The sequence below is a fragment of the Streptomyces sp. NPDC054975 genome (assembly GCF_053609105.1).
Genome location: NZ_JBSGWV010000002.1, coordinates 383,051 through 409,927, shown reverse-complemented (window position 1 = coordinate 409,927; position 26,877 = coordinate 383,051). Strand labels below are relative to the sequence as shown.

The window sequence follows — 26,877 nt, the reverse complement described above, 5'->3', positions numbered from 1 at the left end:
AAAGGAGGTAACCCATGAGTCTCGTCAGCTCCATGAAGAAGGCGTCCGACTCCCTGCGCACGTTCAAGACGCAGGCATCCGGCGCCGCGACCTCGGTCAAGAAGGTCGGCGACGCCGGCAAGTCGGCGAACGGGCAGCTCAAGAACCTCAAGAGCAGCGCCCAGAGCTCCAGCACCCAGCTCAAGAACTTGAAGACGGCCTCGGACCAGGCCGAGAAGTCCATGACGAAGGCGGGCAGGACGGCCGAGTCCGCCGGCAAGAAGTTGGGCAAGTACGAGTCCGGCGCCGGTAAGGCCGCCAAGGGCCAGGACAAGCTCAACAAGTCCATGAAGGGCAACATCCTCGCCCGCCTGCTCGAACTCTTCATGCCGCTCATCGAGAAGATCGTCGAGATGGCGGCCCGCTCGAAGACCATGCAGACGATCATGAAGAAGGCCTTCAGCGCCATCAAGACCGTGATCGGCTCGGTCATGAAGGCCATCGGGCCGATCATGAAGAAGGCCGGCCAGCTGATCAAGACGGTCTGGAACGGCATCAAGAAGGCCATCTCGACCGTCGTCAAGGCCGTCGCCACCGTCATCAAGACCTACGTGAAGATCTGGAAGACGGTCATCACCACGGTCATGAAGGCGATCAAGACGGTGATCAGCACCGTCTGGAACGGCATCAAGGCGGTCATCACCCCGGTCGTCAACTGGATCAAGTCCGCGATCCCGAACGCCTTCCGGGCCGTCAAGGACAAGATGTCGTCCATCTGGAACGGCCTCAAGGACATCGCGTCCCGGGCGTTCAACGGCATCAAGAGCGGTGTGTCGGGCCCGATCAACGCCGTGATCGGCCTGATCAACCGGATGATCGGCAGCCTGAACCGGGTCAAGGTCAGCGTCCCGGGCTGGGTGCCGGTGGTCGGCGGCAAGACCTTCGGCGTCAACATCCCGACCATCCCGATGCTCGCCACCGGTGGTGTCGTCATGCCCCGCACCGGCGGTGTCCCGGCGATCCTCGCCGAGGCCGGCGAGGCCGAGGCCGTCCTGCCGCTCTCCAAGCTGGACCGGCTGCTCGCCCTCACCGCCCGCCGCGCCCGCATGTCGGCGCGCACCGGCCTGGCCGGCGCCGCGGGCGCCGGGCTGCACATCGAGCACTACCACGCGGCCCGTGGCAGTGACCCGCAGTCGACGGCGGACGCGCTGATGTACCTGGCGAAGGCACGCGGATGAGCGCCGTCGCAGCCATGCCGAACCCGTTCCAGGGTGTCGCTCCGGTGATGACCAAGCTGCGGCAGGGTCTCGGTCAGGCGGGCGACTCGCTGAAGCGGCTCAAGCAGGACGTCCAGCGGGCGGCCGGCGGCATCGACCAGGTCGCCACCGGCCTGCGTACCGCCGGCACCTCCGTCCGCACCCTGGGAACCAACGCGTCCGGCGCCGCGACCTCCGTCCGCCGGATCCAGCGGTCCAAGGGCGCCGTCGGCATCAAGAAGATCGGCACCGCGGCGGGCAGGGCGAGAACGGCCGCGGGAAGGATCGGCCCCGCGGTCGGTGGCGTCCTCGCCCTCCTCACGCCGCTGCTCCCCGTCACCGACGTCGTCACGAAGCTGATGGACACGTACGGCACCGTCATGACGATCGCCTCCGTCGCGATGACCGGCGTCAACGTCGCCATGCGGGCCAACCCCCTCGGCTTCCTCGTCGGCATCCTCGTTCCCGTCGCCGCCTGGCTCATCGAGTACGCGATGAACAGCGAGACCGGTCGGCGGATCATGAAGCAGGTCTTCGAGCAGGCCCTGAAGGGCTTCCAGTCGGTGTGGACGTTCCTCCAGCCGATCATGAAGCTGCTCGGGCAGGCGGTCGGGACCTACTTCAAGGCGTACCTGACCCTGTTCACCACCGCCCTGAAGATCGTCGGCTCCGCCATCAACGGCATCTCCAAGGTCCGTACCGCCGTCACCTCCGCCTCCAACGCCCTGCGCGGAATCGCCTCCACCACCATGGGCGGGATCAAGAACGCCGTCCGGCCGATCCTGACCTTCGTCACCGACAAGATCCCCGGCTTCTTCCGCACCGCCAAGGACGCGGTCAGCGGGGCCATGCGCGGGATCGGCGATCTGATCAAGGGCGCGCTCAGCAGCGTCATCGGCGTCGTCAAGGGGCCGATCAACGGCCTCATCGCCTTCGCCAACTGGATCATCGACGGTCTCAACAAGCTCAGCTTCGAGATCCCGCTCACCGGCAAGAAGTTCGGCGTCGAACTCGACAAGCTCCCGATGCTCGCCGACGGCGGCATCGTCTCCCCCGGCTCGCCGGACGACTACCGGATCGACTCGCTCTCCCAGCTGGAGAACCGCCGCGTCCCCGCCCTCACCGAAGCCCCCCGACCGCCGCACCGGATACGGGACTTCTACGAGAAGTCCGGCGCCGGACCCCGGTCGACCGCGGAGGACCTGCTCTTCCTCGCGGCCTCCCACCACTGACCGCCCCCGCGTGGACCGCGCAGCTGACTGCCCCCGCGACGACCGCCCACCCGACCGCCTCTCCGAAGTGAGGTGACGGCCCCCATGGCCGAGACCACAACCGCATACGCCGGAAACACCTACACGGCCGACCTCGCGCCCGGCTCACTGATCACCCAGGACGGGCAGATCCAGTGGGCCGGGCTCCTCATCGGCCCCGGCACCCCCTTCGCCGTCGACCGTTCCGGTCTGACCGGCTGGGAGGACCTGCCCGAGTACGACTCCTCCGACGCCGACCGCCCCACCTCGCACGGCGCCTGGCCGGGCTCCCGGTACGCCAAGCCGCGCAAGGTCGGCGGCACGATCGTGCTGATGCCGGAGTACAACGCGGCGCCGCAGGCCATCCGCGCCCTGCGGCAGGCCCTCGCCCTGCTCGACGAGGAGCGCTGGCTCACCATCCGGCTGCACGGCGAACTGCTCGCCGTACGCGCCCGGATCGCCCAGCGCGTGGTCCCCGCCGACCAGGGCTTCGCCACCCAGGGCAGCTCGAAGATGTCGGTCCAGTGGCTCGCGGCCGACCCGCGCCGCTACGCCGTCAACGAGCAGGTCGCCTCCACCACCGCCCCGCAGCCCGAGTCCGGCCTCACCTGGCCGCTGACCTGGCCGCTCTACTGGGGCGAGGCCAAGTCGACCGGCGACGCCGTCGTCGAGAACACCGGCTCCGCCGCCACCCACCCGGTCATCACCTTCCGCGGCCCGTGCTCCATGCCGACCGTCACCGAACGGGGCAGCAGGCGCCGCCTGCGGTACGCGATCGACCTGGCGGCGGGCGAGGAGCTCGTCGTCGACACGTCCGGCGGCACGGTCATGCTCAACGGCACCGCCTCCCGCCGGCACACCGCGATGGCGGACTCCAGCCCCGAGGAGCTGTTCCTGCTCGAACCGGGGCGCACCGAACTGTCCTTCCGGCCCGACGAGGCCACCGAGGACGCCCTGATGACCGTCCGCTGGCGCAGCGCCGAGTGGTGACCCGCCCCCGCCCGCTCCACCGAAAGAGGTGAACCATGACTGTACGGGCCGCCTGGCTGCAGTCGACCGGTCAGACGCGTGAGGACACCCGTCTCACCCTGGCCTCCCTGCTCACTCCCAGTGGTCAGTCCCTCGAGGAGACCCCGCTGCGTTCCCGGCCGGGCATCGTGCCGGGCGGCTTCGTCCTGACCGGGACCGCCGCGATGCAGTGCACCATCGGCACCGGCCGCGCGGTCGTCCAGGGCAAGGACACCCGTCAGGGCGCCTACCTGGTCAGCGCGATCTCGCCGGAGACGATCACCATCGAGGACGGTGATCCGCAGTACGACCGGATCGATCTGATCGAACTGGCCGTCATCGACGACACGTACGACAAGACCGGCACCACCGATGCCGTCATCCGCCTGGTCAAGGGCGTCCCGCAGGCCAACCCCGTGGCGCCGGCGAGCGGTCCGGGCAGCACCGTGCCGCTCTACACCGTCAGGGTCCCCAAGGGCATCTCGGCCGGCAACGGCGGCATCGCCTGGACCGCCGGCGCGGTCGTCACCCAGCACTGGCCGGTGGTGGCGCTCGGCGGCATCATGCCCACGAGCGGCTTCAAGGGCGCGTACGTCGGGCAGTACCGCGACGCGGGCGGCATGCTCCAGCGCTGGGACGGTACGACCTGGATCGGGTACCCGAAGGCGATCGGCGGCATCGCGCCCGGCACCCAGGTGACCGGCAGCTACGCCGGCCAGTACCGGGACGACTCGGGCATCCTGCAGCGTTGGGACGGCTCGGCCTGGCAGTACGCCGAGGGCGCGGGCAAGATCCTGTTCGCCGCCACCCAGTGGCTGTCCGCCCAGCAGCAGACCATCCAGCCCAACACCTGGACCCCGCTGAACCTGCCGACCGTCGAGGCCGACGACACCAACAGCTTCAACGGCACCCACACGTACGTCGTGCCGCGCAGCGGCATGTGGCGGATCGCCGCGCACGCCACCTTCGCCAACGACGGCCAGAGCGGTATGCGCGGCGCCCGCGTCAGCGTCGGCGGCGTCGGGCAGTCACGGCTGACCTGGCTCAGCCCCGCCGGCAACGGCGCCGTCTCGGTCGGCGGCTCCGGCCTGATCAGGCTCACCGCGGGCAACGCGGTCCAGCTGTCGGGCTTCCACAGCCACACCGCCGCGATCAAGACCCTCGGCGGCTCCGGCTACGCCTGCGCCCTCACCGCCGAGTGGCTGAAGTCCTGACACCCGCGCGCCTGACGCCACCCACGTCCTGACGTCCGCCGCGTCCTGACACCCCCCACCCCCGACGCCCGCGCGTCCTGACGCCGCCCCTTCCCTCGATTGGAGAACCCCATGAACCTGCGCAGCAGCTGGGTCGCCGAGACCGGTCAGACCCGGGAGGACACCCGGCTCACCCAGACCGGTGCCACCACCATGCTCAACCCCGTCCAGGTCCGCTCCGGCATCCTGCCGGGCTCCTACAGCGGCCAGTACCGGCTCTCCGGCTTCTGGATGACGAACGCCTCCGCCATGTCGGCGACCGTCTCCGAGGGGCGGGCCGTCATCCAGGGCGAGATCTCCCAGGGCGTCTACCCGGTGACCCTGCCGACCGCCGCGACCGTCACCTTCAACCCGGGCAATCCGCTGTTCGGCCGGATCGACCTCGTCGTCCTGCGGATCTACGACCGGCTCTACGAGGGCCAGCGCAACGAGGCCGTGATCGAGGTCATCGAGGGCGTGGCCGAGCAGACGCCGAAGGCGATGCCCGCCCCGGCGCGCAGCCTCCCGCTGTACGAGGTGACCGTGCCGGCCGGTGCCAGCGCGGGCAACGGCGGCATCCCGTGGTCCACCGCGCTCAAGGACCTGCGTACCCCGGTCGTGGCCGTCGGCGGAATCCTTCCGGTCGAGGGGGCGGTGTCCCCCGGCGCCTACCCGGGGCAGTACCAGGACACCGCGGACGGTCAGTTCCAGCGCTGGGACGGCGGCAAGTGGGTCTCGTACCCCGCCGCGGTCGGCGGCATCGTCCCGAACTCCTTCTCCACCACCGCGGCCAGCTACATCGGCCAGTACCGGGACAGCACCGGCGGCCAGCTCCAGCGCTGGAACGGTACGGCCTGGGCGCCGGCGGTGCCGGGGCCGTACTTCATCGACTCGCTGGACGCGGGGTACACCACGTCCACGACGTACGTGGACGCGCTGGTCGAGCGGGGGACCAACCCGCTGAAGCTCACCTTCACCGCGCCGGCCTCCAGGTCCGTCCTGGTGACCTTCGGCTCGCGCATCGAGCTGCACGTCGCCACCGCCGGCGCGCCGGGCATCAAGGGCACGGGCTGGATGGGCATACGCGTCACCCAGGGCACCACGCTGGTGCGGGAGTTGGACGACGAACTGTCCGTGAAGGCAGCGAGGCCGACCGAGCACGTGGACGGCTTCTCCGCCTCGACCACGCAGCGCCTCTACAACCTGACCGCGGGCGCGAGCTACACCCTCACTGCCTACTACCGGTCCAGCGACGTGGGCCTGAAGGCCTGGTTCGACAACTCCTTCATCCGCGTCGACCCGCAGGCGTAACCCGACCCAGGAGAACCCAGGAGACCCAGGAGAACCAGCATGGCCCTTCGCAGCGGCTGGCTGTCCCCCACCGGACAGACCCGCGTCGACACCCGTCACACCCACATCGGTGCGACCACCCCCGCCGGGCCCCTCAGCGCCCGCTCCGGCATCCTGCCCGGCACGAACGACGGCAAGTTCCGCGTCGGCGGCCTGTGGATGAGCGGCAACGGGCCGATGACGGCCACCCTCTTCCACGGCCGGGCCGTCATCCAGGGCCCGGTCGCCCAGGGCCCGTACCACGTCACCCTCGACGCGGACACCGTCCTCACCTTCGCCGACGGCAACGCGCTCGACCCGCGCATCGACCTCGTCGTCCTGCGCGTCTACGACGACCAGTTCGACGGCCTGAAGAAGAGCGAGGCCGCGGTCGAGATCATCCAGGGCGAGCCGAAGGCCGTTCCGGAGGCGCCGGCCGCTCCACCCCTCTCGCTCACGCTGTTCGCGGTCAAGGTCCCCGCCGCGGCCTCCGCCGGTACCGGCGGCATCCCGTGGACCACGTCGGGGACCGTCTCCGACCTGCGGGTCACGACCGCGGGCGTCGGCGGCATCATGCCCGTCTACAACAACGCTGCGGTACCGGGCAGTTACCCCGGCCAGTACCAGGACAACGACAACGCCCACTTCCTGCAGCGCTGGGACGGCACCGCCTGGGTCGCGTACCCGAAGGAGATCGGCGGCGTCGCGCCCAGCGGCACGGTGTCGGTCGGCAGCTACGTCGGGCAGTTCCGGGACAGCAACGGCACGCTCCAGCGCTGGAACGGGACGGCCTGGGCGACCTATCAGCCGCCGGTCGAGGTGGAGACGACCACGGCCGGTGCGACCGCGGCCACCGGCTGGAAGCTGAGCGGTTTCGCGGGCCGCAGGACCCGGGGCGTGTGCACGGTGTCCATCACCGTGGAACGGACGGCGGCCGACCTCACCGCCGGCAGCACGGGCAACATCACCCCCGACGAGCTCCTGTGCACCATCCCTGCGGGCTGGCGTCCGGCGGGCAACTTCGAAGCCGTCGGCACCGACGCCTACGGCTCCGGCGCCGCCGTCGTCCAGTCGAACGGGGCGGTCTATCTGCGGACCTGGTCCGGCGGCGGTGTCCTGACGGCCGGCCGGTTCCTGCACATCAACGCCACCTACGTGCTCTGAGGGGACCGATGAGCCTCGAAACGCCCTACCGGGCGATCTTCTGCGACCTGATCACCGACCAGACCCTCGACATCCTGCCCCTGCGGGACGTCTCCTTCGACGACTACATCGGCAAGGCCGGCTCGCTCTCGGGCACCATCCCCATCCCCAACAAGGAGCTCGCCGACCGCGTCAAGAAGGTCCGGGAGGGCCGCACGGCGGTCTACCTGGAGCGCGGCGGCGACCTGTGGTGGGGCGGCATCGTGTGGACCGCCACCCTGCAGTCCAGCGGGCGTGGGGTGCTGACCCTCGGCATCCAGGCCGCCACCTTCGACTCGTACGCGAGCCGCCGCCGCATCCGTACCGACATCTCCTTCACCACTCCGACCGACCAGCTGGAGATCGCGCGCCGGCTGTGGAAGGAGCTCGACACCCAGGACGACCCCACCGTCCCCCTGCCCGAGGGGAAGCAGCCGCGCCGCCTCGGGATCACCTACGGGACGGAGGAGTCCGAGGTCCTTCGGACGGCCTCCTGGCGCAAGGGCGACGAGACCGTCTACCTGGAGGCACTCGACCAACTGGCCGCGCTGCAGAACGGCTTCGAGCACCAGATCCTCGTCTACCGCGACCCGACCGACGGCAAGCGGGTCCGGCAGCTCCGGCTCGGCTGGCCCAAGATCGTCAACGGCGCCACCGACCTGCTCTTCGACCGGCCCGGCGTCATCCTGTCGTACTCCTTCCCGTACGACGCGACCCGCGGCGGCACCACCGCGCTGGCCCGCGGCGCGTCGACGAACTCCAACGCGGGGACCGAGTCCCGGCCGATCTTCTCCACCCAGCAGGTCGCCAGTGATCTGCTCGCGGACGGCTGGCCACTGATCGACCTGTCCTCCGACCACAACGAGGTCACCGACACGCTCACCCTCGACTCGCTGGCCAAGCGGGAACTCGCCGAGGCCCAGGGCGCCGTCGTGATCCCCTCGATCAGCATCCACCTCGGCGGGGTCGTCCCGCCGGCGCTCATCGGCCGCGTCGCCCGCATCCGCATCACGGACGAGTGGTACTCCGAGGGCCTCGACGCCCGCTACCGCATCATCGGCGTCAAGGTCTCACCCCCCGAGCGCGGCCGCCCCGACACCGCCGAGCTCTACCTTGAGGAGGCCTGATGCCCAAGCTGCCCGAGGACATCATCGACCGGCTCAACCAGATGGAACGCCGGCTCAAGGCCCTGTCCACGGCCGTGAACACCCGGCCGGCGGTCAGCGAGATCCGCCCGCCCGCACAGACCGGCAGCGTCACCATCAACCGGCCGCTGTTCCGGATCTTCGACGGCTACGGCCACGAGATCTTCGCCGACGACATCATGACCGGCGGCCTCGCCCGGCCCTGGCTGCAGCTGATGCCGCCGATGAACGTCGACAAGGCCCACTGGCCGTCCACCACCAGCGCCACGTTCATCACCGTCGCCCGGTCCTACAACCCCGTCTGGCAGCCGAAGCTGCGGTTGTCGGTGAACACGGCGGTGTCCACCGGCGCCACCGGCCAGGTGAAGGTCCTCGTCGACGGCCAGCAGTTCGGCCCCACCGTCACCGCGGGCACGACCTACGACCACACGGGCCTGATCCCCGGCGACATGAACACCAGGTTCGGCCAGACCATGCTGATCGAGATCCAGGCCTCGGCAAGCGGCGGGACCGTCTACGCCCAGCCCGTCCTGATCTACGGCACCCAGACCTGACCGCTGAGGAGCACACCATGAACATCGACCCCGCACAGCCCTGGGGCGTGGCCATCGACTACGCGGGCCGCGCCGTCGTCACCGAGGGCAGCCACACCCTCGACGTCCGCGTGTACGACAACACCCTCGGCAACACGCTGGAGCGCGACCCGGTCACCGGCCAGTACCCGGCGGTGTACGTCACCGCCCAGACCAGCAAGACCGGCGTGGGCGACGCCAGCCTGCGCGGCTACGCCACCGTCGTCGTCAACGGCGAGAACGGCGAACCGGTCACGCCCGACCCGACCGCCGTCCAGACCGCCGTGGCCGCCGCCCTCGCCGACTTCGAGAACCGCCGCGCCGCCTACGCCGCGCTCTGCGCGACCTGGGCCCCGTCCGCCCCGGAGCCCGAGCCGGAACCCGCCCCGGGGACGCCCGCCCCCGGCCCGACCCCCGAGCCCACTCCGTAACCACCACGCCCCACCCGTACGCCCGCCCCGCGCCGAAGAAACGGCCGGGGTTTTCGCATGTCTGGAGGACACCGGATGGCCACTCCCCTCACCGCGGACCGGCTCGTCGCCGCGCTCCGCGCCGAAGGCGTCAAGGTCGTCGAGCACGACGGCTGGCGCACCCACCACCGCAACCAGGCGGGAGCCTGGGGGCCCGTCGTCGGCGTGATGATCCACCACACCGTCTCCAGCGGTACCGCCTCGTCCGTCGAGCTCTGCTACAACGGCTACTCCGGACTGCCGGGCCCGCTCTGCCACGGCGTGATCGCCAAGGACGGCACCGTCCATCTCGTCGCCAACGGCCGCGCCAACCACGCGGGCGGCGGCGACCCCTCGGTCCTCCAGGCCGTGATCACCGAGGCCTACGGCACCCGGCCGCCCACCCCCCGCATGCACCAGGGCAGCCCCGGCGCCGTCGACGGCAACTCCCGCTTCTACGGCTTCGAGTGCATCAACCTCGGCAACGGCAGCGACCCCTGGCCGGCCGCCCAGCTCGACGCCATCGAGCGGACCTCCGCCGCGCTCTGCCGGGCCCACGGCTGGGGCGCCCGTTCCGTCATCGGCCACCTGGAGTGGTCCGACTGGAAGAGCGACCCGCGCGGCTTCGCGATGCCGGGCATGCGCGACCGGGTCCAGAAGCGGCTCGGCACCGCCCCCTCGAAGCAGCCCCCGCCCCCGCCGAAGCCGGCCGCCCCGCGCTACCAGCGCTTCCCCGGCACCGCGTTCTTCAAGACCAGCCCCAGCTCCCCCATCGTCACCGCGATGGGCCGCCGGCTGGTCGCCGAGGGCTGCGGCCGCTACCAGGTCGGCCCCGGCCCGCGCTGGTCCGAGGCCGACCGCCAGTCGTACGCCGCCTGGCAGCGCAAGCTCGGCTTCCGCGGCTCCGACGCCGACGGCTGGCCGGGCGCCACCTCCTGGAACGCGCTCAAAGTCCCCCACACCCTCTGAGGAGCCCCCATGCCCCTGTCCGAGAACACCAAGCGCACGGCGCGAACCGTCCTGCAGTCCGCCGTCGGCATCGCCGTCGTGCTCCCCGCGATCGTCGACGCCTCCGGCGTACCGGCGACCCTCCCCTGGGTCGCCGGGGCCCTCGCCGTCGCCGCCGCCCTCACCCGGGTGATGGCGGTACCGGCCGTACAGAACCTGCTGCCCTCCTGGCTGCGCACCACCCCGGGGGCGGCGGATGACCGAGTCTGATCCGAACGACCCCGTCGCGGTCGCACTGGAACTGGAACGGCTGCGCGGCACGCTGGAGGCCGGGTTCGCCCGGGTCGACGGCTCCCTCGCGCTGCTCGTCCAGCGCAGCGACCAGACCGACAGACAGCTCGCCGACCACGAGGCCCGCCTCGACGAGCTGGAACGCGCCCGCTGGCCCCTGGCCTCGGTCGCCGCCCTCACCGCCACCGCCGGCCTCGGCTTCGCGCTGTGGGAGATCGCGAGCCGGTGAAAGCCCGAAGGGCGGCCACCCCGTTACGTACGGGGTGACCGCCCTTCGGTCGATCAAGCGACTCGCTTACTGGTTGTACGGACCGTAGTCGTAGTCCTCCAGCGGAACGGCCTGGCCGGAGCCGGTGCCGAACGGCGAGTAGTCGATGTCGTCGTAGCCGACGGCCGAGTACATCGCGGCCTTGGCCTCCTCGGTCGGCTCGACCCGGATGTTGCGGTAGCGGGACAGACCCGTACCGGCCGGGATGAGCTTACCGATGATGACGTTCTCCTTGAGGCCGATGAGGCTGTCGGACTTGGCGTTGATCGCCGCATCCGTCAGGACTCGGGTCGTCTCCTGGAAGGAGGCGGCCGACAGCCAGGACTCCGTCGCCAGCGAGGCCTTGGTGATACCCATCAGCTGCGGACGGCCGGAGGCGGGGTGACCGCCCTCGGTGACCACACGACGGTTCTCGGTCTCGAACTTCGAGCGCTCGACGAGCTCGCCCGGCAGCAGCTCCGCGTCGCCGGACTCGATGATCGTCACGCGGCGCAGCATCTGCCGGATGATGATCTCGATGTGCTTGTCGTGGATCGACACACCCTGCGAGTTGTAGACCTTCTGGACCTCGCCGACCAGGTGGACCTGGACCGCGCGCTGACCGAGGATCCGCAGCACGTCGTGCGGGTTGGTGGCACCCACGGTGAGCTTCTGGCCCACCTCGACGTGGTCGCCCTCGCCCACCAGCAGACGGGCACGCTTCGAGATCGGGAACGCCGTCTCGTCGCTGCCGTCGTCCGGGGTGACGACGATCTTCTTGGTCTTCTCGGTCTCCTCGATACGGACGCGGCCGGCCGCCTCCGAGATCGGGGCGACACCCTTGGGCTGACGGGCCTCGAAGAGCTCGACGACACGGGGCAGACCCTGGGTGATGTCGTCACCGGCCACACCACCGGTGTGGAAGGTACGCATCGTCAGCTGGGTACCGGGCTCACCGATGGACTGGGCGGCGATGATGCCGACGGCCTCACCGATGTCGACCAGCTTGCCGGTGGCCAGCGAACGGCCGTAGCAGAAGGCACAGGTGCCGACCGCGGACTCACAGGTCAGGACCGAGCGGGTCTTGACCTCCTCCACACCGGCGCCCACGAGGGCGTCGATCAGGACGTCACCCAGGTCGACGTTGGCCGGCGCGATGACCTTGCCGTCCACGACGACGTCCTCGGCGAGCATCCGCGCGTACACGGAGGTCTCGACGTCGTCCGTCTTCCGCAGGATGCCGTCGGCACCCTTCTCGGCGATCCGCAGCTTCAGACCGCGCTCGGTGCCACAGTCCTCCTCGCGGATGATCACGTCCTGCGAGACGTCCACCAGACGACGGGTCAGGTAACCCGAGTCGGCGGTACGCAGGGCGGTGTCGGCCAGACCCTTACGGGCACCGTGCGTCGAGATGAAGTACTCGAGGACGGAGAGACCCTCACGGAAGGACGCCTTGATGGGACGCGGGATCGTCTCGTTCTTGGCGTTCGACACCAGACCACGCATACCGGCGATCTGCCGCATCTGCATCATGTTTCCTCGGGCACCCGAGTCAACCATCATGAAGATGGGGTTCGTCTTGGGGAAGTTCTCGTTCATGGCCTCGGCAACCTCGTTGGTCGCCTTGGTCCAGATCGCGATGAGTTCCTGAGTGCGCTCTTCCTTGGTGATGAGACCGCGCTCGTACTGCTTCTGGACCTTCTCGTCCTGCGCCTCGTAGCCCTTGACGATCTCCTTCTTCGCCTCGGGAACGACGACGTCGGAGATGGCCACGGTGACGCCGGAACGGGTCGCCCAGTAGAAGCCCGCCGCCTTCAGGTTGTCGAGCGTCGCCGCCACGATCACCTTGGGGTAGCGCTCGGCGAGGTCGTTGACGATCTCGGAGAGCTGCTTCTTGCCGACGGAGTAGTCGACGAAGGGGTAGTCCTCGGGCAGCAGCTCGTTGAAGAGCGCGCGGCCCAGCGACGTACGCAGGCGGAACGAGTCACCCTGCTGCCACTCCGGCTCGCCCTCCTCGGCGACCGGGGGAACCCAGCCGCGCGGCGGAACGGTGCCGATCGGGAAGCGGATGTCGATCTGCGACTGCAGCGCGAGCTCGCCGGCGTCGAACGCCATGATCGCCTCGGCCGTGGAGCCGAACGCGCGGCCCTCGCCCTTGGTGTCACGGAGTTCACCGTCGGTGGTCAGGAAGAACAGACCGAGGACCATGTCCTGGGTCGGCATCGTGACCGGACGGCCGTCGGCGGGCTTGAGGATGTTGTTCGAGGACAGCATCAGGATGCGGGCCTCGGCCTGCGCCTCCGCGGAGAGCGGCAGGTGGACGGCCATCTGGTCACCGTCGAAGTCCGCGTTGAACGCGGTGCAGACGAGCGGGTGGATCTGGATGGCCTTGCCCTCGACCAGCTGCGGCTCGAAGGCCTGGATGCCGAGGCGGTGCAGCGTGGGCGCACGGTTAAGCAGAACCGGGTGCTCGGCGATGACCTCTTCGAGGACGTCGTACACGACCGTGCGGCCGCGCTCGACCATCCGCTTGGCGCTCTTGATGTTCTGCGCGTGGTTCAGGTCGACCAGGCGCTTCATCACGAACGGCTTGAAGAGCTCCAGCGCCATGGCCTTCGGCAGACCACACTGGTGCAGCTTCAGCTGCGGACCCACGACGATGACGGAACGCGCGGAGTAGTCCACACGCTTACCGAGCAGGTTCTGACGGAATCGACCCTGCTTACCCTTCAGCATGTCGCTGAGGGACTTCAGCGGACGGTTGCCGGGGCCCGTGACCGGGCGACCACGACGGCCGTTGTCGAAGAGGGCGTCGACCGCCTCCTGGAGCATCCGCTTCTCGTTGTTCACGATGATCTCGGGGGCACCGAGGTCGAGCAGACGCTTCAGACGGTTGTTGCGGTTGATCACACGGCGGTACAGGTCGTTCAGGTCGGAGGTCGCGAAGCGGCCACCGTCCAGCTGCACCATCGGACGCAGGTCCGGCGGGATCACCGGCACGCAGTCGAGAACCATGCCCTTGGGGCTGTTCGCGGTCTGCAGGAACGCGGAGACGACCTTGAGGCGCTTGAGCGCACGGGTCTTCTTCTGGCCCTTGCCGGTACGGATGATCTCGCGGAGGCGCTCGGCCTCCTCCTCCAGGTCGAAGGACTCCAGGCGCTTCTGCAGCGCCGCGGCACCCATCGAACCGTCGAAGTACGTGCCGAAGCGGTCACGCAGCTCGCGGTAGAGGAGCTCGTCGCCCTCCAGGTCCTGGACCTTGAGGTTCTTGAAGCGGTTCCAGACCTCGTCGAGACGGTCGATCTCGCGCTGCGCACGGTCACGCAGCTGCTTCATCTCACGCTCGGCACCCTCGCGCACCTTGCGGCGCACGTCGGCCTTGGCGCCCTCGGCCTCCAGCTCGGCCAGGTCGGTCTCGAGCTTCTTGGCGCGGGCCTCGAGGTCGGCGTCGCGGCGGTTCTCGATCTGCTGGCGCTCGACGGAGACGTGGGCCTCCAGCGACGGCAGGTCGCGCGTACGGCGCTCCTCGTCCACGAACGTGATCATGTACGCGGCGAAGTAGATGACCTTCTCGAGGTCCTTCGGCGCGAGGTCGAGCAGGTATCCCAGGCGCGACGGGACGCCCTTGAAGTACCAGATGTGGGTGACGGGAGCGGCGAGCTCGATGTGGCCCATCCGCTCACGGCGCACCTTGGCGCGGGTGACCTCGACGCCACACCGCTCACAGATGATGCCCTTGAAGCGGACACGCTTGTACTTGCCGCAGTAGCACTCCCAGTCCCGGGTCGGACCGAAGATCTTCTCGCAGAAGAGTCCGTCCTTCTCGGGCTTGAGCGTGCGGTAGTTGATGGTCTCGGGCTTCTTGACCTCGCCGTGGCTCCACTGACGGATGTCGTCAGCGGTGGCCAGACCGATCCGGAGCTCATCGAAGAAGTTGACGTCGAGCACTATGCGTCAATCCCTCTCAGGGTTGTAAGTCTTGGGGTCTGAAACGGGGGTCCTGGGGCCGGCCGGGGGCTCATCGCTGAGCCCCCGTACCGGACTCCCGTCAGACCTCTTCGACGCTGCTCGGCTCGCGCCGGGACAGGTCGATACCGAGCTCCTCCGCTGCGCGGAAGACGTCCTCGTCGGTGTCGCGCATCTCGATGGACATGCCGTCCGAGGACAGCACCTCCACGTTGAGGCACAGGGACTGCATCTCCTTGATGAGCACCTTGAAGGACTCGGGGATGCCGGGCTCAGGGATGTTCTCGCCCTTGACGATGGCCTCGTAGACCTTCACGCGGCCGGTCACGTCGTCGGACTTGATCGTCAGCAGCTCCTGGAGGGCGTACGCAGCGCCGTATGCCTCCAGCGCCCACACCTCCATCTCACCGAAGCGCTGGCCACCGAACTGGGCCTTACCACCCAGCGGCTGCTGGGTGATCATCGAGTACGGACCGGTCGACCGGGCGTGCAGCTTGTCGTCGACCAGGTGGTGAAGCTTGAGGATGTACATGTACCCGACCGAGATCGGGTCCGGGAACGGCTCGCCGGAGCGGCCGTCGAACAGACGCGCCTTGCCGGAGGGGAGCACCATGCGCTCGCCGTCGCGGTTCGGGATCGTGTGCTGGAGCAGGCCCGCGAGCTCGTCCTCACGCGCACCGTCGAAGACGGGGGTGGCGACGTTGGTGCCCGGGGCGACCTGGTCGGCGCCGATGGCCTGCAGGCGCTGCGCCCAGTCGTCCGCGAGACCGGAGACGTCCCAGCCGCGGCTGGCGAGCCAGCCGAGGTGGATCTCCAGGACCTGTCCCGGGTTCATTCGGGACGGGACACCCAGCGGGTTCAGGATGATGTCGACCGGAGTTCCGTCCTCGAGGAACGGCATGTCCTCGATGGGCAGGATCTTGGAGATGACACCCTTGTTGCCGTGACGGCCGGCCAGCTTGTCACCGTCGGTGATCTTGCGCTTCTGGGCGACGTAGACGCGGACCAGCTGGTTCACGCCCGGGGGAAGCTCGTCGCCCTCCTCGCGGTCGAAGACGCGGACGCCGATGACCTTGCCGGTCTCGCCGTGCGGCACCTTCAGCGAGGTGTCACGGACCTCACGCGCCTTCTCACCGAAGATCGCGCGGAGCAGACGCTCCTCCGGGGTCAGCTCGGTCTCACCCTTGGGCGTGACCTTGCCGACGAGGATGTCGCCGGCGACGACCTCGGCACCGATACGGATGATGCCGCGCTCGTCGAGGTCGGCGAGGACCTCCTCGGAGACGTTCGGGATGTCCCGGGTGATCTCCTCCGGGCCGAGCTTGGTGTCACGGGCGTCGACCTCGTGCTCCTCGATGTGGATCGAGGAGAGGACGTCGTCCTGCACGAGGCGCTGCGACAGGATGATCGCGTCCTCGTAGTTGTGACCCTCCCACGGCATGAACGCCACGAGCAGGTTCTTGCCGAGCGCCATCTCACCGTTCTCGGTGGCCGGGCCGTCGGCGAGGACCTGGCCCTCGATCACGCGGTCGCCCTCGGAGACGACGACCTTCTGGTTGACCGAGGTGCCCTGGTTCGAGCGGGAGAACTTGGCCATCCGGTACGTGGTGTACGTGCCGTCGTCGTTGGCGACGGTGATGTAGTCGGCCGAGACCTCCTGGACGACACCGTCCTTGTCGGCCTTCGGCACGTCACCGGCGTCGGTGGCACAGCGGTACTCCATGCCGGTACCGACGAGCGGGGCCTCGGACTTAATCAGCGGCACCGCCTGACGCATCATGTTCGCGCCCATGAGGGCACGGTTGGCGTCGTCGTGCTCGAGGAAGGGGATCATGGCCGTCGCGACCGACACCATCTGGCGCGGCGAGACGTCCATGTAGTCGACCTCGGTCGGCGGGACGTAGTCGACCTCGCCACCACGGCGGCGGACCAGAACGCGCGGCTCGGTGAAGCGGAGCTCGTCGTTCAGGGTCGCGTTCGCCTGGGCGATGACGAAGCGGTCCTCCTCGTCGGCGGTGATGTAGTCGACCTCGTCGGTGACCTGACCGTCGACGACCTTGCGGTACGGCGTCTCGATGAAGCCGAACGCGTTGACGCGGCCGTACGAGGCGAGCGAACCGATCAGACCGATGTTCGGGCCTTCGGGGGTCTCGATCGGGCACATGCGTCCGTAGTGGGACGGGTGCACGTCTCGGACCTCGAAGCCGGCCCGCTCACGGGACAGACCACCGGGACCCAGCGCCGAGAGACGACGCTTGTGCGTCAGACCCGACAGCGGGTTGTTCTGGTCCATGAACTGCGACAGCTGGCTGGTGCCGAAGAACTCCTTGATGGAGGCGACGACCGGCCGGATGTTGATCAGGGTCTGCGGCGTGATCGCCTCGACGTCCTGGGTGGTCATGCGCTCACGCACGACGCGCTCCATACGAGCCAGACCCGTACGGACCTGGTTCTGGATGAGCTCGCCGACGTTACGCAGACGACGGTTGCCGAAGTGGTCGATGTCGTCGGTCTCGACGACGATCTCCCGGCCCGACTCGCCGATCGTCTCCTGCTCGCCCGCGTGGAGCTTCACCAGGTACTTGATCGTGGCGATGATGTCGTCGGTGGTCAGGACACCGGCGTCCAACGGCTCGTCCGCGCCGAGCTTCTTGTTCACCTTGTAGCGGCCGACCTTCGCGAGGTCGTAGCGCTTCGGGTTGAAGTAGAGGTTCTCGAGCAGCGTCTGAGCGGCCTCGCGGGTCGGCGGCTCGCCCGGACGGAGCTTGCGGTAGATGTCGAGCAGCGCGTCGTCCTGGCCCTGGGTGTGGTCCTTCTCCAGGGTGGCGCGCATGGACTCGTACTCGCCGAACTCCTGCAGGATCTGCTCGGTGGTCCAGCCGAGAGCCTTGAGGAGGACGGTGACGGACTGCTTGCGCTTGCGATCGATGCGGACACCGACCATGTCGCGCTTGTCGATCTCCATCTCCAGCCAGGCACCCCGGGACGGGATGATCTTGGCGGAGAAGATGTCCTTGTCGGACGTCTTGTCGATCGAGGAGTCGAAGTAGACACCCGGCGAACGGACCAGCTGCGAGACCACGACACGCTCGGTGCCGTTGATGACGAAGGTGCCCTTGTTCGTCATGAGCGGGAAGTCGCCCATGAAGACCGTCTGCGACTTGATCTCGCCGGTCTCGTTGTTGGTGAACTCGGCGGTGACGAAGAGCGGGGCGCCGTACGTGAAGTCACGGTCCTTGCACTCGTCGATCGAGTTCTTCGGGGGCTCGAAGCGGTGGTCGCGGAAGGTCAGCGACATCGACCCGGAGAAGTCCTCGATCGGGGAGATCTCCTCGAAGATCTCCTCCAGACCCGACTTCCTGGGGACGTCCTGTCCCGACTCGAGAGCTGCCTCGACGCGAGCCTTCCAGGCGGCGTTGCCGAGCAGCCAGTCAAAGCTCTCGGTCTGCAGCGCGAGGAGGTTCGGAACCTCGAGGGGCTCCTTGATCTTTGCAAAGGAGATGCGCAGCGGGGCGGTGCTGGCGCCGTTGTTCGTATTGGTCGAGGCGTTGCGCGAGGCGGCCAAGAGGGGGTCCTTCCGAGGGCTCGGACTCACTACGCGCGTACCGGTCCCCAGCGAAGCAGAGGGACAGACGATTCCCGATATGGCCAAAAGCCCAGGTCAGGTCAGGTCTGCCGACAATGCTCTCGTGAGAGTATGCCCCTAGTGACGGGCAGGGGGCAGCTAACAGGCAGCGCAAAGGGTCAGTGTAGCCACTTGGCCCACTGATGTCCAGGGCGAGTAATTCGCGACCCTCGTTGTTCTCAACTCCGCGGTACCTCGCGCCGTGCGGCGCACCTCGATACTGCCCGTTCCGCCGTCGATCCATGCCTCGGATACGGATCGTTGTGACGACGCGTCCTGAGAATTGCGCGCTGCGTGCGGTTCGTCAAGGCCCCCCGGTCAGCGGGGGCGCACGGCGAAGATCACCATACTCCGCCCCGGGCGGCTCGCACGACCCTCGCCACGCCCGTCCCCGGGTACGCCGAAGGGCGACCACCCGGATGGGTGATCGCCCTTGGCGAGGCGCCCTGAGAGGCGCCTGAGCGAGTCAGGAGACTCGCAGGGTCTTACTTGACCGTGACGGAGGCGCCGGCGGCCTTGAGGGACTCGGCAGCCTTCTCCGCGGCCTCCTTGGCGACCTTCTCGAGGACCGGCTTCGGGGTGCCGTCGACGAGGTCCTTGGCCTCCTTCAGGCCCAGGGAGGTGAGCTCACGCACGACCTTGATGACCTGGATCTTCTTGTCGCCCGCACCCTCGAGGATGACGTCGAACTCGTCCTGCTCCTCAGCGGCGGCGGCGCCCTCGCCACCACCCTGGGCGGGACCGGCAACGGCGACGGCCGCGGCGGCGGTGACGTCGAACTTCTCCTCGAAGGCCTTCACGAACTCGGAGAGCTCGATGAGGGTCATCTCCTCGAACTGCGCGAGCAGGTCGTCCTGGGACAGCTTCGCCATGATGGCGTCCTTCCACTAATTCGGCAGGTGCCGGATGTACATGTAGGCGGGCGTACGTTCGGCCCGCTGCGACCGTCGCCCTAGCGGGCGGCGATCATTGCGCGAGCCGAATTACTCGGCACCGCCCTGCTCGGCGAGCTTGACGCGAAGCGCCTCCGCGGTGCGGACGAACTTCGACGGCAGCGCCTGGAAGAGCGAGGCAGTCTGGGACTGCTTGCCCTTGAACGCGCCGGCCAGCTTGCTGAGCAGAACCTCGCGGGACTCGAGGTCCGCAAGCTTCTTGATCTCGTCGGCGGACAGCGCCTTGCCGTCAAGGACACCGCCCTTGATGACGAGGTTCGGGTTTTCCTTGGCGAAGTCACGAAGACCCTTGGCCGACTCCACCGGGTCACCGGTGATGAAGGCAGCGCCCGTCGGACCGGTGAACTGGTCGTCGAGCGAGGTGATCCCGGCCTCGTTGGCCGCAATCTTGGTCAGCGTGTTCTTCACCACGGCGTACTGGGCGTTCTCACCGAGCGAACGGCGCAGCGTCTTGAGCTGGGCCACGGTGAGACCCCGGTACTCGGTCAGCACGACGGCGCTCGAGCTCTGGAACTTGTCCTTGAGCTCGGCTACCGCGGCAGCCTTGTCGGGCCTTGCCATAGAGCGTCGGCCTCCTTCCGGGTGATGAGGACCGCTCAGAAGGGGCTGACAAAAGAAAACGCCCCGGCGCAGGCGCACGGGGCTCAGCTCGACCGGATCAAAGATCCGGGAACTCTTCCACGATCACCTACGCGGGCCGTTCGCATCTCAGCGAACCTTCGGCCACCGGACCCTCTGACGAGAGCACGGCAACGACCAGCGGTCTTTGGCTTCTGTGGAAGAGTACGCGACGGATCGGGCGGGGAGCAAATCCGCCCGTACGGCCCAGTCGGCTCAGGCCTGACCGCCGCCTTCACCGGCCTCGCCGATCTCCTTCAGCATCTTGAAGAGATCGACGGTGTCCTTGGCGGGCGGGGCCTGGACGGCGGCCTTGGCGCCGTAGTCCGAGTAGTGGGCCTCGATCTCGACCGCACCCTGGGGCGTCTTCATGCCGATGTCCATCTTCACCGGGTAGCCGTCGCCGTTCACCCACAGCTCGGTGTCGTACCCCGTGATGCCGGACTTCTTGATGTTGGCGATCAGGTCCTTGCGCTCCTGCTCGGAGAGCACGTCGAGGGACTTGTTCGTGGCGAGCATCTGCTCCAGGGTCAGCGAGCCCTTGTAGTGCTGCGCCTCCACGCCGTCGACCTTCTCCGGGCCCAGGTGCTTCAGGTTCGGCGAGTCCAGCATCAGGGCGATCTGCTTGGCCGGGTCCTGGTTCATGTTCTCCAGGCCGCCGGTCATCGACTTCTGGAGCTCCTTGTCCCCGGACATCTCCGCGGCGGCCATGAAGTCGAACTTCATCCAGCGCTTGCCGTCCATCTCGGCGGCCGCCTTCGTGCCGCCGTCCATGTACATCACGCCGTCGAGCATGATCACGCGCATCGTGTCGGCGCCCGCGGTGTCCCCGGCCGCGAAGCCCTTCATGGTGATGTCCATCGCGGCAGGGTCCCAGCCCTGCACGCCGGTCATCTCCACGGTGTCGCCGCCCGTCTGCAGGCCGGCCGGCACCTTCATGGTCATCCTGATCTTCGCGGACTTGGCGGCCGAGGTCTTCTCGTACGCGGCCTGGATGACCTTCGTGACCGCCGCGCGCGTCTGGAGCTGCGGCTTCGCGGGCGCGTCGGCGGCCCTCTTGCCCCCGCCGCCGCCCCCGCCGCCCTCACAGCCCGCGACGCCGGCCACGACGGCCACGGCGACCAGCGAGACGCCTGCGCGCTTCCACGCGGTCCTGCCCATGAGCCCCACCCCTTGATCTTCAGTTCGACGGTCACTTGCACGGTATCCGACGGCACTGACGGTTCCGTACCGAAAAAACCGGCCCCTCAGCCCCTCCGGAGAGGGGCTGAGGGGCCGGTGACCACTCAGTGAGCCGTGAGGGCTCAGACCGCGGCCGGGTCCTCCTCGACGAGGAGGTTGCGGGTGCGGTTGGAGTCCAGCGGGATGCCGGGGCCCATCGTCGTCGTCAGGGTCGCCTTCTTGATGTAGCGGCCCTTGGCGGCGGACGGCTTCAGACGGAGGATCTCCTCCAGAGCCGCGGCGTAGTTCTCGACCAGCTTCGTCTCGTCGAAGGAGACCTTGCCGATGATGAAGTGCAGGTTCGAGTGCTTGTCGACGCGGAACTCGATCTTGCCGCCCTTGATGTCGTTGACAGCCTTGGCGACATCGGGGGTGACGGTGCCGGTCTTGGGGTTCGGCATGAGACCACGCGGGCCGAGGACGCGGCCGAGGCGGCCGACCTTGCCCATGAGGTCCGGGGTGGCGACGACGGCGTCGAACTCGTTCAGGCGCTGGCCCTTGGAGATCTCGTCGATGAGCTCGTCGGAACCGACGATGTCGGCGCCAGCGGCAACTGCGGCCTCGGCACGGTCACCGGTCGCGAAGACCAGGACCCGGGCGGTCTTACCGGTGCCGTGCGGGAGGTTCACGGTGCCACGGACCATCTGGTCGGCCTTGCGCGGGTCGACGCCCAGGCGGAAGGCGACCTCGACGGTGCCGTCGAACTTGGTGGCGGCGGTGTCCTTGGCGAGACGGACGGCCTCGAGGGGGGCGTAGTTGCGCTCCCGGTCGATCTTGGCGTCCGCGCTGCGGAGAGCCTTGCTGCGCTTCACTTCTGCTCCTGTGCAGTAACACCATGCGGCTTACGCCGCGTGGCAGGTATGGAGTCGTGGTGCGGGCCGCGCCGGCCCTACCACACAGTGACAATTTGCGGCTACCGCCGCGTGGTCACGAAGGGGGTGATCAGCCCTCGACCGTGATGCCCATGGAACGGGCGGTGCCGGCGATGATCTTCGACGCGGCGTCCAGGTCGTTGGCGTTCAGGTCGGGGAGCTTGACCGTGGCGATCTCGCGGACCTGGGCGGCCGTCAGCTTGGCGACCTTGGTCTTGTGCGGCTCGCCGGAGCCCTTGTCCACACCCGCGGCCTTGAGGATCAGCTTGGCGGCCGGCGGAGTCTTGGTGATGAAGGTGAAGGAACGGTCCTCGTAGACCGTGATCTCCACCGGCACGACCATGCCACGCTGCGACTCGGTCGCGGCGTTGTAGGCCTTGCAGAACTCCATGATGTTGACGCCGTGCTGGCCCAGTGCGGGGCCGACCGGCGGGGCCGGGTTGGCCGCACCGGCGTTGATCTGGAGCTTGATAAGCCCCGTGACCTTCTTCTTCTTGGGAGGCATTGCTCTCTCCGGGTCCTAGTGAGAGTGTTCAGCCCGCCATCCGGTCATCCGGATGGAGGCATACCGCACAACGATAACGGGTATAGGCGTGCGGCTAAAAACCGAGCAGGTCAGAGCGGCTACGAGAGCCACTCTGACCTGGTCGGAAACCTGTGACCTGTGAGGGTCAGTTCTTCTGGATCTGGTCGAAGCTGAGCTCGACCGGGGTCTCGCGACCGAAGATCTCGACGAGGCCCTTGACCTTCTTCGAGTCGGCGTTGATCTCGTTGATCGTGGCCTGGAGGGTGGCGAAGGGGCCGTCGGTGACGGTGACCGAGTCGCCGACCTCGAAGTCGAGGACCTGGACCTCGACCTTGCGGGCCGGAGCCGGCTTGCCCTCGGCCTCGGCGGCCTCACGGGCGGCCTTCTCCTCGGCCTCGGGGGCGAGCATCTTGACGATCTCGTCCAGGGTCAGCGGGTACGGGTCGTAGGCGTTGCCCACGAAGCCGGTGACGCCGGGAGTGTTGCGGACGACGCCCCACGACTCGTTCGTCAGATCCATGCGGACGAGCACATAGCCGGGCAGCTTGTTCTGCCGGACGTTCTTGCGCTCGCCGTTCTTGATCTGGACGATCTCTTCCTCGGGCACCTCGGCCTGGTAGATGAACTCCTCGACGTTCAGCGAGACGGCACGCTGCTCGAGGTTGGCCTTCACGCGCTTCTCGTAGCCCGCGTAGGTGTGGATCACGTACCACTCGCCGGGCAGGCCACGGAGTTCGTCACGCAGCGCCTGGATCGGGTCGACGGGAGCGGCGGGCTCCTCCTCGGCCTCTTCGACCTCGGCCTCGACGTCGGTGTCCTCGTCGGACTCGTCCTCGGAGTCATCGGCGTCGTCGGAGTCCTCGGCGCCTTCGACATCGGCGACGTCCTCGTCGGAGTCCTCGGACTCCTCGATCTCGTCGTCCTCGATGTTCAGGGCGGCCTCTTCGGCAGCCTCGCCCGCAGCGGCGTCAGCAGCCTCAGCCTGGTCCTCGTCGGCCGCCTCGAGGATGTCGAGCTCGTCCTCGGAAACAGACTCGTTCAGGTTCGGGTCAGACACGGTGGCTGCTTCTTCCTGGCTACAGATGGGGTGGAACAAGAAGTCAGCCGAAGACGTACTTGACTGCTTCCTGGAAGCCATAGTCAATCACGGTCACAAGGCCGATCATGATGACAACGAAGACAATCACTACCGTGGTGTACGTCGTCAGCTGGCTGCGAGTGGGCCAGACGACCTTGCGAAGCTCCGCGACGATCTGGCGGTAGAAGAGCGCGAGACGGCCCAGGGGGCCCTTCTTGCCGCGCTTGCCGCCCTTGCGGGCCTTCTTCTTCGAGTCCGGCGCCTCGTCCTCGGCATCAGGCATGTCGATGGAGCCCACGGCGTCCGTCACGCTTCTCACCTGATCCCGGGTCATGGCAGTGCCGTGCCGGGTGGATCCGCACGGCGGTGCATAGAAGTACGTACATGCGCACACATCCTGGCGGTGTGTGTAGCAGGGCCGGAGGGACTTGAACCCCCAACCGCCGGTTTTGGAGACCGGTGCTCTACCAATTGAGCTACGACCCTTTGTGGCTCCCCCAACCTACCGCATCGTGAGACGTGGTCGGTGAGGGCCAACGAGCAGTGAGTGTACGTGTTCATGAGCCCTGCGTCGAACAGAAAGCAGCCAGGAGTCCCGGCCACCCCACCTACGACCAGGAATGACCGTTCCTGTCCGCTCCCTGAAACCTGTGTGCCGGGCGGGAAGCGGGTCTGGGAGCATGGGCCGTATGAGCGCTGCTACCCCTCCGACCGAGCGCCGGGTCTCCGCCCGCATCGGTGCGATCTCCGAGTCCGCGACCCTCGCCGTCGACGCCAAGGCCAAGGCCCTCAAGGCCGCCGGGCGCCCGGTGATCGGTTTCGGCGCGGGTGAGCCCGACTTCCCGACGCCCGACTACATCGTCGAAGCCGCCGTCGAGGCGTGCAAGAACCCGAAGTACCACCGCTACACCCCGGCCGGCGGCCTGCCCGAGCTGAAGGCCGCGATCGCCGCGAAGACGCTCCGCGACTCCGGCTACGAGGTCGACCCGTCGCAGATCCTGGTGACCAACGGCGGCAAGCAGGCGATCTACGAGGCCTTCGCCGCGATCCTCGACCCGGGCGACGAGGTCATCGTCCCGGCCCCGTACTGGACGACGTACCCCGAGTCGATCCGGCTCGCGGGCGGTGTCCCGGTCGAGGTCGTCGCCGACGAGACCACCGGCTACCGCGTCTCGGTGGAGCAGCTGGAGGCGGCGCGCACGGAGCGGACCAAGGTCGTCCTCTTCGTCTCCCCGTCGAACCCGACCGGCGCGGTGTACACCGAGGCCGAGACCGAGGCGATCGGCCGCTGGGCCGTCGAGCACGGTCTGTGGGTGCTGACGGACGAGATCTACGAGCACCTGGTGTACGGCAACGCCTCGGCCGTCTCCCTGCCGTCGGTCATGCCGGAGCTGCGCGACAAGTGCATCGTGGTCAACGGCGTCGCCAAGACGTACGCGATGACCGGCTGGCGCGTGGGGTGGATCATCGGCCCGAAGGACGTCGTGAAGGCCGCGACGAACCTGCAGTCGCACGCCACGTCGAACGTGAGCAACGTCGCGCAGGCCGCCGCCCTCGCCGCCGTCACGGGCGACCTGGAGGCGGTGGAGGAGATGGGCCGCGCCTTCGACCGGCGCCGCCAGACCATCGTGCGGATGCTCAACGAGATCGAGGGCGTCCTGTGCCCGACCCCCGAGGGCGCGTTCTACGTGTACCCGTCGGTGAAGGCGCTGCTCGGCAAGGAGATCCGCGGCAAGCGCCCGCAGAACTCGGTCGAGCTGGCCGCGCTGATCCTGGACGAGGCCGAGGTCGCGGTCGTCCCGGGCGAGGCCTTCGGTACCCCCGGCTACCTGCGGCTCTCGTACGCGCTCGGTGACGAGGACCTGGTGGAGGGCGTGTCCCGGATCCAGAAGCTGCTGGCCGAGGCCCGCGACTGACCGGACGTACTCACCGTGAGTGGGTTGCCACGGACCCCTGGTTCTCCGGAACCGGGGGTCCGTTTTTACGTTCTAGCCAGGTCCCGATCGGGGAAAGGGGCTGTGCTCGTCCATTCGGGTGCGGCAAGATCCTTCAATGCTGGCCTCTTCAGGGGGACACCCCCCGAACCCCCCGAACGTTTCCCGCGACATCAACCTGCTGCCCAAGGCCCATCTGCATCTGCACTTCACGGGGTCGATGCGGCCGACGACGCTCATCGAGCTGGCCGACAAGTACGGCGTCCATCTCCCGGAGGCGTTGAGCAGCGGCACCCCGCCGAAGCTGCGGGCCACCGACGAGCGCGGCTGGTTCCGTTTCCAGCGGCTGTACGACATCGCCCGGTCCTGCCTGCGGGAGCCGGAGGACATCCAGCGGCTGGTGCGGGAGGCGGCCCAGGAGGACGTGCGGGACGGCTCGGGTTGGCTGGAGATCCAGGTCGACCCCACCTCGTACGCCCCGCTGCTGGGCGGTCTGATCCCGGCCATGGAGGTCATCCTGGACGCGGTCGACTCGGCCGCGCGGGAGACCGGGCTCGGGATGCGGGTCGTGGTGGCGGCGAACCGGATGAAGCACCCGCTGGAGGCCCGTACGCTCGCCCGGCTCGCCGTGCGGTACGCGGACCGGGGCGTGGTCGGCTTCGGGCTCTCCAACGACGAGCGCCGGGGCATGGCCCGGGACTTCGACCGGGCCTTCGCGATCGCGCGCGAGGGTGGCCTGCTCGCGGCCCCGCACGGCGGCGAGTTGACGGGTCCCTCCTCCGTACGGGACTGCCTGGACGACCTCCGGGCGGCGCGGATCGGCCACGGGGTGCGGGCGGCGGAGGACCCCCGGGTGCTGCGCAAGCTCGCGGAGAAGGGCGTGACCTGCGAGGTCTGCCCGGCGTCGAACGTGGCGCTGGGGGTCTACGAGAAGCACGAGGACGTGCCGCTGCGGACGCTCTTCGAGGCCGGCGTGCCGATGGCGCTCGGCGCGGACGACCCGCTCCTGTTCGGCTCGCGGCTGGCGGCCCAGTACGAGATCGCCCGCCGCCACCATGCCTTCACGGACGCGGAGCTGGCCGACCTGGCCCGTCAGTCGATCCGTGCCTCGGCGGCCCCCGAGGACGTCAGGCGGAAGCTGCTCTCGGGTGTCGACGACTGGCTGACGGCTCCGGTCGGCGCGGTGGCCCCGTAGC

The 26,877-nt window shown here is 68.5% G+C and carries 23 protein-coding genes and 1 tRNA gene; 14 read left to right on the top strand and 10 right to left on the bottom strand.

Features of this window, described 5'->3' with window-relative positions:
• Positions 1–14: 14 nt before the first annotated feature.
• From ACWF79_RS04350 to ACWF79_RS04295, 12 genes are all read left to right on the top strand, one after another.
• On the top strand, positions 15–1,217 hold the full coding sequence (locus ACWF79_RS04350; protein WP_453726516.1) for a phage tail protein: 1,203 nt from the start codon (positions 15–17) through the stop codon (positions 1,215–1,217).
• Positions 1,214–2,467, top strand: a complete 1,254-nt coding sequence (locus ACWF79_RS04345) for a tape-measure protein (RefSeq protein ID WP_453726515.1) — start codon at positions 1,214–1,216, stop codon at positions 2,465–2,467. The genes ACWF79_RS04350 and ACWF79_RS04345 overlap by 4 nt, the downstream gene beginning before the upstream one ends.
• Before the next feature lie 84 nt (positions 2,468–2,551).
• Positions 2,552–3,475, top strand: coding sequence for a phage distal tail protein (locus ACWF79_RS04340; protein ID WP_453726514.1), 924 nt, complete (start codon positions 2,552–2,554; stop codon positions 3,473–3,475).
• A gap of 35 nt (positions 3,476–3,510) precedes the next feature.
• Positions 3,511–4,707 carry a hypothetical protein gene (locus ACWF79_RS04335; RefSeq protein ID WP_453726513.1) on the top strand — a complete coding sequence of 399 codons (1,197 nt, stop codon included), beginning with the start codon at positions 3,511–3,513 and terminating at the stop codon, positions 4,705–4,707.
• 111 nt (positions 4,708–4,818) lie between these two features.
• Positions 4,819–6,036 (top strand): hypothetical protein, encoded by a 1,218-nt coding sequence (locus ACWF79_RS04330; RefSeq protein ID WP_453726512.1) that lies wholly within the window; start codon positions 4,819–4,821, stop codon positions 6,034–6,036.
• Between the two features lie 39 nt (positions 6,037–6,075).
• Positions 6,076–7,218, top strand: coding sequence for a hypothetical protein (locus tag ACWF79_RS04325; protein WP_453726511.1), 1,143 nt, complete (start codon positions 6,076–6,078; stop codon positions 7,216–7,218).
• Between the two features lie 8 nt (positions 7,219–7,226).
• Complete coding sequence (locus ACWF79_RS04320) at positions 7,227–8,363, top strand: hypothetical protein (protein WP_453726510.1); 1,137 nt, start codon at positions 7,227–7,229, stop codon at positions 8,361–8,363.
• A complete protein-coding gene (locus ACWF79_RS04315; RefSeq protein WP_453726509.1) occupies positions 8,363–8,935 on the top strand; it encodes a hypothetical protein in 573 nt (190 codons plus the stop codon). The genes ACWF79_RS04320 and ACWF79_RS04315 overlap by 1 nt, the downstream gene beginning before the upstream one ends.
• A 17-nt stretch (positions 8,936–8,952) precedes the next feature.
• The gene (locus tag ACWF79_RS04310) at positions 8,953–9,384 is read left to right on the top strand and encodes an ATP-binding protein (protein WP_453726508.1); all 432 of its coding nucleotides are present in this window, start codon (positions 8,953–8,955) and stop codon (positions 9,382–9,384) included.
• 75 nt (positions 9,385–9,459) lie between these two features.
• The gene (locus ACWF79_RS04305; protein WP_453726507.1) at positions 9,460–10,371 is read left to right on the top strand and encodes a peptidoglycan-binding protein; all 912 of its coding nucleotides are present in this window, start codon (positions 9,460–9,462) and stop codon (positions 10,369–10,371) included.
• Between the two features lie 9 nt (positions 10,372–10,380).
• Positions 10,381–10,620, top strand: a complete 240-nt coding sequence (locus tag ACWF79_RS04300; RefSeq protein ID WP_453726506.1) for a hypothetical protein — start codon at positions 10,381–10,383, stop codon at positions 10,618–10,620.
• On the top strand, positions 10,607–10,870 hold the full coding sequence (locus ACWF79_RS04295; protein ID WP_453726505.1) for a hypothetical protein: 264 nt from the start codon (positions 10,607–10,609) through the stop codon (positions 10,868–10,870). The genes ACWF79_RS04300 and ACWF79_RS04295 overlap by 14 nt, the downstream gene beginning before the upstream one ends.
• 66 nt (positions 10,871–10,936) lie before the next feature.
• On the opposite strand, the gene ACWF79_RS04290 is transcribed toward ACWF79_RS04295, so the two are convergent.
• From ACWF79_RS04290 to ACWF79_RS04245, 10 genes are all read right to left on the bottom strand, one after another.
• A complete protein-coding gene (locus ACWF79_RS04290) occupies positions 10,937–14,836 on the bottom strand; it encodes a DNA-directed RNA polymerase subunit beta' (RefSeq protein WP_453726504.1) in 3,900 nt (1,299 codons plus the stop codon).
• 100 nt (positions 14,837–14,936) lie between these two features.
• Positions 14,937–18,419 carry a DNA-directed RNA polymerase subunit beta gene (gene rpoB / locus ACWF79_RS04285; RefSeq protein WP_260229434.1) on the bottom strand — a complete coding sequence of 1,161 codons (3,483 nt, stop codon included), beginning with the start codon at positions 18,417–18,419 and terminating at the stop codon, positions 14,937–14,939.
• 545 nt (positions 18,420–18,964) lie between these two features.
• A complete protein-coding gene (gene rplL, locus ACWF79_RS04280) occupies positions 18,965–19,351 on the bottom strand; it encodes a 50S ribosomal protein L7/L12 (RefSeq protein ID WP_453726503.1) in 387 nt (128 codons plus the stop codon).
• 111 nt (positions 19,352–19,462) lie between these two features.
• Positions 19,463–19,993, bottom strand: a complete 531-nt coding sequence (gene rplJ, locus ACWF79_RS04275) for a 50S ribosomal protein L10 (RefSeq protein WP_453726502.1) — start codon at positions 19,991–19,993, stop codon at positions 19,463–19,465.
• 273 nt (positions 19,994–20,266) lie between these two features.
• A complete protein-coding gene (locus ACWF79_RS04270; protein WP_453726501.1) occupies positions 20,267–21,211 on the bottom strand; it encodes a hypothetical protein in 945 nt (314 codons plus the stop codon).
• Positions 21,212–21,354: 143 nt separating this feature from the next.
• Complete coding sequence (rplA, locus tag ACWF79_RS04265; protein ID WP_361967819.1) at positions 21,355–22,083, bottom strand: 50S ribosomal protein L1; 729 nt, start codon at positions 22,081–22,083, stop codon at positions 21,355–21,357.
• Between the two features lie 130 nt (positions 22,084–22,213).
• Positions 22,214–22,648, bottom strand: coding sequence for a 50S ribosomal protein L11 (gene rplK / locus ACWF79_RS04260; protein WP_030318720.1), 435 nt, complete (start codon positions 22,646–22,648; stop codon positions 22,214–22,216).
• A 166-nt stretch (positions 22,649–22,814) separates the two neighbouring features.
• Complete coding sequence (gene nusG / locus ACWF79_RS04255; protein WP_453726500.1) at positions 22,815–23,726, bottom strand: transcription termination/antitermination protein NusG; 912 nt, start codon at positions 23,724–23,726, stop codon at positions 22,815–22,817.
• Between the two features lie 43 nt (positions 23,727–23,769).
• The gene (gene secE / locus ACWF79_RS04250; RefSeq protein WP_137993978.1) at positions 23,770–24,057 is read right to left on the bottom strand and encodes a preprotein translocase subunit SecE; all 288 of its coding nucleotides are present in this window, start codon (positions 24,055–24,057) and stop codon (positions 23,770–23,772) included.
• 103 nt (positions 24,058–24,160) lie between these two features.
• Positions 24,161–24,233, bottom strand: a tRNA-Trp gene (locus ACWF79_RS04245).
• A gap of 203 nt (positions 24,234–24,436) precedes the next feature.
• Here ACWF79_RS04245 and ACWF79_RS04240 point away from each other — a divergent pair.
• Together ACWF79_RS04240 and ACWF79_RS04235 are read left to right on the top strand one after the other, a co-directional pair.
• Positions 24,437–25,663: a pyridoxal phosphate-dependent aminotransferase gene (locus tag ACWF79_RS04240; protein WP_453726499.1), complete on the top strand. Its 1,227-nt coding sequence runs from the start codon at positions 24,437–24,439 to the stop codon at positions 25,661–25,663.
• Positions 25,664–25,799: 136 nt separating this feature from the next.
• Positions 25,800–26,876 carry an adenosine deaminase gene (locus ACWF79_RS04235; protein ID WP_453726498.1) on the top strand — a complete coding sequence of 359 codons (1,077 nt, stop codon included), beginning with the start codon at positions 25,800–25,802 and terminating at the stop codon, positions 26,874–26,876.
• Position 26,877: the final 1 nt, after the last annotated feature.